The following is a 6,166-nucleotide window of genomic DNA, read 5'->3' as shown; positions in this document are numbered from 1 at the left end:
GGCGTGGCTCATATTCACGCGTGCCTTCAGACCTTGCGGATGAACCTAGCATCGTCAGCGGTCCGCGGTTGCAAAAGATTCTGTAAAGTTATTTGAACGATCTGTTGCAATGTTTCCATGCCAGCGGTGGGCATGGAACGTCCCAACAAATTTCCATGTGTGCGATTGTTCTAGGACGCTAGTGGATCAATCGGATCAAAAGAGCCCGGTTCTGGGGTTCCGTTTTGCGGTGTGGTGTGCGGTCTAATGCACGTGCAATGGCATCTCTTCACCGTTTCGGCCAGCGATCGTCAGCGCTTGATCGTCGCGGCCACTGGACGCCCGCAGAAGCATGTCTGGCGGAGAAGCGGCCGGGCCGATTATCGTGGAGGAATTGGAGGAACGGCGGTTGTGCCGCCAGACGCTTCCATCCTCCGGGACGAATTCGACAATCTGTTCGTTGATCTGCAGCGAGGGATCGCGTGATGCAATCCCGCAAGACAGATCCGTTTCTGCTCGAGACTTTCAAGAAGAACGCGTTCGATACCATCGCCGAGGTGATGACGCTTACGAGCATCCGTACCGTGCTTTAGATCGTTCGCGCCTCACTGGATCTCTCGACCTGGGGCCAGCCTGGCGAATAACAAGCTGGATGGTGGCCGAATATCGGCGCCAACCAGTCGAACGTGCCGATCAAGATGATCGAGCAGGCCTATCCCCCGCATCGAACACCAGGCTTCGTCCCCGACACGGGTCCCGCAGGGGCAGACTCGCCATCCGGCGAGATTATCGGCTCCTTGCGAATTCAGCCACCTTGAATGTCGTTCCGACAAGCGTGCCTATCCGCCGCATGGCCTCTTTGGAGGCCTGTCAAGGACAAACCGTCGATGACCGTCTGACCTCGGGCGACGATGTCGTCGTGCTGCCGGTACTCCTCAATGAACTGGTACTGATGAATAAAAGCGACCTGTTCTGCAGCTAATGCCGGGGTGACCAGCTCTTCGCCGAGAAGGTGAAAGAGCTTTCAAATGGGATCGGTAAAAGTCGTCTTACAGGAGCTGGTGGACGCCTTGGCAAACCTCTGTTGAAAGCGCTGGCGCTGAAACAAAAACCACGGAGGGAGGATCAGCGCGAAAATTACGCGTGTATCTTGCCCACCTTGGTCAGTGACCGCGTCGCAAGCGATAGGCAATTTGGAAGGCCAGCGCCGTACCGCGGCGAAAACGCAGTCGGCGCTGGACTGTGCATCGGCATTCGCGGTGTGCGGATTGCGCGATCGCTCTGCAGATCCTGGAGGCGTCTCGGACCGCGCCTTGAAGGCCAGGATCTCTGCCGCATTAGTGGACCGAGCGGGCGGCCAACGCTACCGGCATGCGGACAGCGCATGCTGATCCTCGTTGCCGCCGCCCGATTGCGGAAGAAGCCGGCGGCGTTGGCGCCGACCCGGCGTCCTTCGGCGTAACCATGTTGACGAGGCGCGGGGTCTCCTCCACGAGAGCGTGCGCAGGTTCATCATAGGGAATCATCGAGTTTGCGCTGAACGCAGCACCAGGTGCTGTGGTCCCCTCACCCGCCATTTGTCGCGAAACGGCCCAGTTTGCGCCGTAGCCGGTGTTCCGGGGAGCGCATAGGCAACCGCCTTGACCATAGATAAGGCGTGCCTCTGCTTCATCAGACGCATGACTGCCGGGACTAACTGCGGCGCGATAGGTTCAAGAGAACTCTCGATCATACGGCAAACAGAATGCCTTGTTGCAAGGAGCTGACTTGGGAAGCACCGGTTCTCCATGCGCCCCAAGTCAGCTCCTTGCAACTCACCAAACGCACCAAGAGCAAGCCAGCCGTCTACCACGGCGGCACATTCAGCGCTAACCCGCTCAGTATAACAGCTGGGCTGGCGGCGCTGCAATCAAACACAAAGGATGCCGTGGCCCAGATGGGCGATACGATTCGCAGCGAAATCATGTAGCAACTGAGAAGGTGCGAACTACCCACGCAGTTACCGGCACGAGCTCCTCTTGCGGCTCCACCTGAGGAACCGGAGTTATCCGAAACTGCCGGACCTCGTTCCCGAGCGCATTGCAGAAGGCTGCGCTGGCAAAGGTGCATCTTGCAATGCTGGAACGGGGGTTTTCTGATGACGACGAATTGCTCTGACGCGCTCTCGACCCCAATGAGCGATACCGATGTCAAAGATTTAGGCGCGGCGCTCGTGGATGCCATTCATGAAGTTTGGAAACAATCTCCGTGAGACTGATCGAACAAACGGTGGAAAACGCAGTCGCGGCAGCGCTCGCTCGGCGGCCTCGCCGATATGGGTCGCGGTCCGAAGGGCATATGAATGACCACGCGACTAATGCAGAAGGTTCGGCGCGAACGCCGGCCTTGAGCAGTTGGAGGAAGCGTTCGCACCTGCGTTGTCGATGTTTCGCGACGGTACGAGCAAGTAACAATCGAACGTAATCCAATTCCGAAGTACATGGAGGTTGGGCGAGGGCGCTTACCTCACCAAGTGGACGGGCACCCTTATCTCGATTTGGACGGGAATTTCACGACTCTAATCCATGGACGTCAGAGTTCGCCGTCCAGCACTTAGCTCGATTGGAAGCAGCAAGCGAGGTAGCGTGTCAGCGTGCGGAATGAGGGCTGCCTACTCCGCCGGGACTTTCCCTCTCTTCTTGCCGCCCCGCCTTGCCCGCGGAAGATTCGAGCCCGAGCATGGAGAGCACGATGATGAGGGTTGCCAAGAGGACGAAGGCCGAGGTGGCGATCCGCCCTATGTGGAAGGAGGTTGTAATCTGCACCGCGATAAAAGGCCCGCCAGCGCAAAGAGCTGGCAACCGGCACCATGTTCAAGCGATGCGAATGCCTGACGCAGCGGTCTCCGCGCCATTAGATCGCAGATTTACCCGGCCGAAAAGTTCAATTCGATGCTGAGCACTTCAAAGATCTGCGCCCATTGACGCCTTCATTTCAACCCGCCGTTTCAGCCCGGTTTTCAGCGCCACGACCGGACAGATGGCATACCTCGCGCCAGCCTAAAGACGGGCACGTCACCCGTATGGGACGCAACGACCCATGTTCGGCCAGTCGGGTCCGGAGAGCATTAATGAGCGGACGGCACAATCTGCGCAGTCGCTTCGGCCTCTGCCGCGTCATTCTTCTGTCGTTTTGACGAACGGCTTCACGTGAACACGTGGCAGCAGGCGAAGTTCATGGCCGAGCTTCGCGATCTGATGTCCCTAACAATGCGCCGTCTCGCACGCCTCCATCGCAACGATGCACCTCGGCGGCCCCGTAAAGAAGACCGGGACCTGCCCGCGTGACGTAGAGCGGGAATTCTCGCACTTCTCATCAGCAAATTGTGGGAAATGTTTGCAAGCGGCGCGAAAACGCCGAGTCCCTGCCCTGATAGGCCAATTATTTGCGCAAAGTGATCCATTCGCGCTGCTATATTCATGAAGCGGACATTGAGCCGTCTCTTATCGAGGATTGGCCTAGAAGGACGGAGACTGGGAATAGAAATTACTGACAGCAGCCTGATTACTGAAGGTCGAATGTTCCGGAAAACTACTGGTGATTGACTGAAGTGTTTGCCAGGGAGCTTTGGCATTGGCCCGTGCGAGATTGTGCCGCGACGGCCCAGCTTCATTCATGTTCCGGCTGCCCGTCGGCTGCCCGGGGGAAACGACCGAGCACTCCGAGAACATTCACGGGTTTGCTGTGCGGCCGCGCCGCTATCCGATGAACTTCTTAATTCACTGCGCCGTGATTGGTTGCAATGCCCCTCCGATCGGCCGTTACGGTCAGATCGCGCGCTTCCGCGAAGCAGTCGCACATGCGACGCGTCCATAAGCGTGGGCCTTCCGGTGCGCTCCCGAATGTCTCCTGTCCCACATTTTGGGGTGAGGCGGTCGGCGATAACATCTATCATCTTCGTCGTTGCTTGAGGGGAGTAAATTGTGGCAAAAAGATCATATACATTCCGGCTGCTGAAAGCGCATATCGCCGATCCAGCGGATTCGCTCAAAGACCAAAATCGGCTAGAGGAAAAGCCCCTTACGGGGAATCCCGATAACAAGCGTCTGTTTGCAGGCCAAGCATACAATTGTCCGCCGGGCTGGATATCCTTTTTCAATGCTGCCGACCAATTACAGTTCAACGGGCTGTACGGCGGGCAAGCGGCTGCGATTCTATTTGTCGGCGTCGAGCTTGCTGTTGAGGACGCCGACCCGCAGCGCAGATGGCTTGCTGTATGTTTCGGGATGGGGTTTCAGGAATTTCGCCCGGAAGCCCTGGAGAGCCAGTTCGGATTGAAGGTGGCGCTGAACCGGCTTGGCCGCGAGCGGATCAAGAGTATCGACACACGCAGGCCCGAAGACTCGACCATCCAGACCCGCTCGCAAAACAGCCGCATCGGCGAAATCTTCGATTTCGGCGTCGACACATCGAGTATCATCCTTCAGGCAATTACCGGCAAATCAGGGGATGAAGCGTTCGGTGGTACGCTCACGGGTAGCGACGGACTCAAGTTGAGCTGTGAACTCGATTATAATGGAATCGATGACAAGGGCCTGACGATCATCAACTCATTCAACGATACGGCATACCAGGAACTATTTCCCTGGTACGGCAAGATCACGCCCATCCGGGATCGTTCGCGCCTGGACGAACTCAATGAGAACCTTGTCACCCGGTTGCAGAATGGGCACCTCAACGGCATACATCTCGCACCGCCGGAAATCATCGACTATCACAATGTCGATCGGTTCAAGTTCTCCGGCAGCTCACGGGCGGATGCGTTCGACGATCTTCGTCTTTCCGATTATCTGGCCCTCTTCGATGACGAGCTTGAGGTTACGCTTGCCGATCTGAAATCGGATAAGGTGCGTATCGCGAGCGACGACGGACCCTTCCATGACCGTTGGTCCGTGTTCAAATGTCTATGCGCCGAGGTCCAGTTCAACGACCAGCTCCATATCCTCGCGTCGGACGAATGGTATGTGGTAAAGGACAATTTTGTCGTCACCGTCAACGCAGCTATGGCGGAAATTCCGCTGGCAGCCCTCCAGCTCCCCTTCTACACGGCCGGCGAGAAGGAGGGCGATTACAATGCCCGCGCGGTCGATACCCAGGCCGGCATGTACCTCTACGACAAGAACCTTGTGAATTTCGAAGGAGAGCGTGGTCGGGTCGAATTTTGTGACATTCTGACCAGTGGCGGGCAGATCGTGCACGTGAAGCGCCGTAGCAAGTCACAAACGCTAAGTCATTTGTTCCTGCAAGGACAAGTATCCGCCGAAGCATTCCTCGACCATCCACCGCTTAGGGAACAAATTCGGGAGGCAATGCCAGCTATCGTCGGCATAATTCCGACGGAGAGGCCCAATCCGGCCGACTATGAAATCGTCTACGCCCTTTTGCATGAGGGAAGTCCGACGCTCCCCTTCTTCAGCAAGGTGGCTCTGATGAGCATCTCGAAACAGCTTCGGCGAATAAACTATCGCGTAGGCCTTCTGTGGGTTGGCCTCGCTCCGGCCAATCCGGTTTGAACCCTAGTAGTGAACCGCCTGAGTCTCTTCGGGACCAATACAAGTCATCGCGCTGTTCTAGGCTGTAATGCACCGGCTGACGCCGGCCGGTGGCTCGCTACCGAGATCGATGTGGGAATGGCAGCTTCTTGGCTTGCCCTACCAATACGGGACAGTTAGCTGGACGCTTCGATCAAGGTCCTGCTGGAAGCGGTATTCGTCGGCCGTGAACAATGAGAGGGATCAGGCTTCGAGCTCTTTCGGCTGACTTTGTAAGGCTGCGATGAGAAGCCACAAAAATCCCTTCAGCCACCTGAGCAGGAGAGAGAAGTTATATCCGGCGGCGGCCAGGATGGCGTTGAGAGCGTCGCCCTGCTGGCCGGCGAGGTAGTTGCGGCCCATGCGGTGTTCGTTCTTGATGTGGCCGATGACGGGCTAGACCGCCGACCGCCGTCGCATCTGGCGCTTGATGGCTGGGGTGACGCGGCGTTTCTGGCCCGCGGTGAAGACCCTGAGCTTGTGGCTCTGGGGTGCGTTGTGGCCGCGATAGCCGGCGTCGGCGAGGATGCGGCCGATCTCGTTGCCGATGGTCTTTTCCATGTCGGGGATGACGCTTGCCAGCGTGTGGCCGTCATAGGGATTGCCGGGCAGTGCTT

The 6,166-nt window shown here is 57.5% G+C and carries 2 protein-coding genes and 2 pseudogenes; 2 read left to right on the top strand and 2 right to left on the bottom strand.

Translation table 11 applies throughout. The features are described 5' to 3' along the window. The first annotated feature begins 464 nt into the window (after nucleotides 1-464). The gene (locus tag EN850_RS37805; RefSeq protein ID WP_135897790.1) at nucleotides 465-572 is read left to right on the top strand and encodes a hydantoinase B/oxoprolinase family protein; all 108 of its coding nucleotides are present in this window, start codon (nucleotides 465-467) and stop codon (nucleotides 570-572) included. A gap of 2,543 nt (nucleotides 573-3,115) precedes the next feature. On the opposite strand, the pseudogene EN850_RS37585 reads toward EN850_RS37805, so the two are convergent. Next, a pseudogene (locus EN850_RS37585) lies at nucleotides 3,116-3,269 on the bottom strand (IS110 family transposase); the annotation flags it as partial. A 672-nt stretch (nucleotides 3,270-3,941) separates the two neighbouring features. Between EN850_RS37585 and EN850_RS33270 the strand changes: the two are divergent. Beyond that, a complete protein-coding gene (locus tag EN850_RS33270; RefSeq protein ID WP_164893205.1) occupies nucleotides 3,942-5,531 on the top strand; it encodes a DUF6119 family protein in 1,590 nt (529 codons plus the stop codon). Between the two features lie 222 nt (nucleotides 5,532-5,753). On the opposite strand, the pseudogene EN850_RS33265 reads toward EN850_RS33270, so the two are convergent. Further along, a pseudogene (locus EN850_RS33265) lies at nucleotides 5,754-6,166 on the bottom strand (transposase); the annotation flags it as partial.

This window comes from Mesorhizobium sp. M8A.F.Ca.ET.207.01.1.1 (assembly GCF_004794715.1).
Taxonomy (GTDB): Bacteria; Pseudomonadota; Alphaproteobacteria; order Rhizobiales; family Rhizobiaceae; genus Mesorhizobium.
This window is presented reverse-complemented; position numbering and strand designations above follow the sequence as displayed.

Excerpts from the sequence above, each read along its gene's own strand:
- EN850_RS37805 (WP_135897790.1), top strand. The coding sequence starts at position 465 with ATGCAATCCCGCAAGACAGATCCGTTTCTGCTCGAGACTTTCAAGAAG.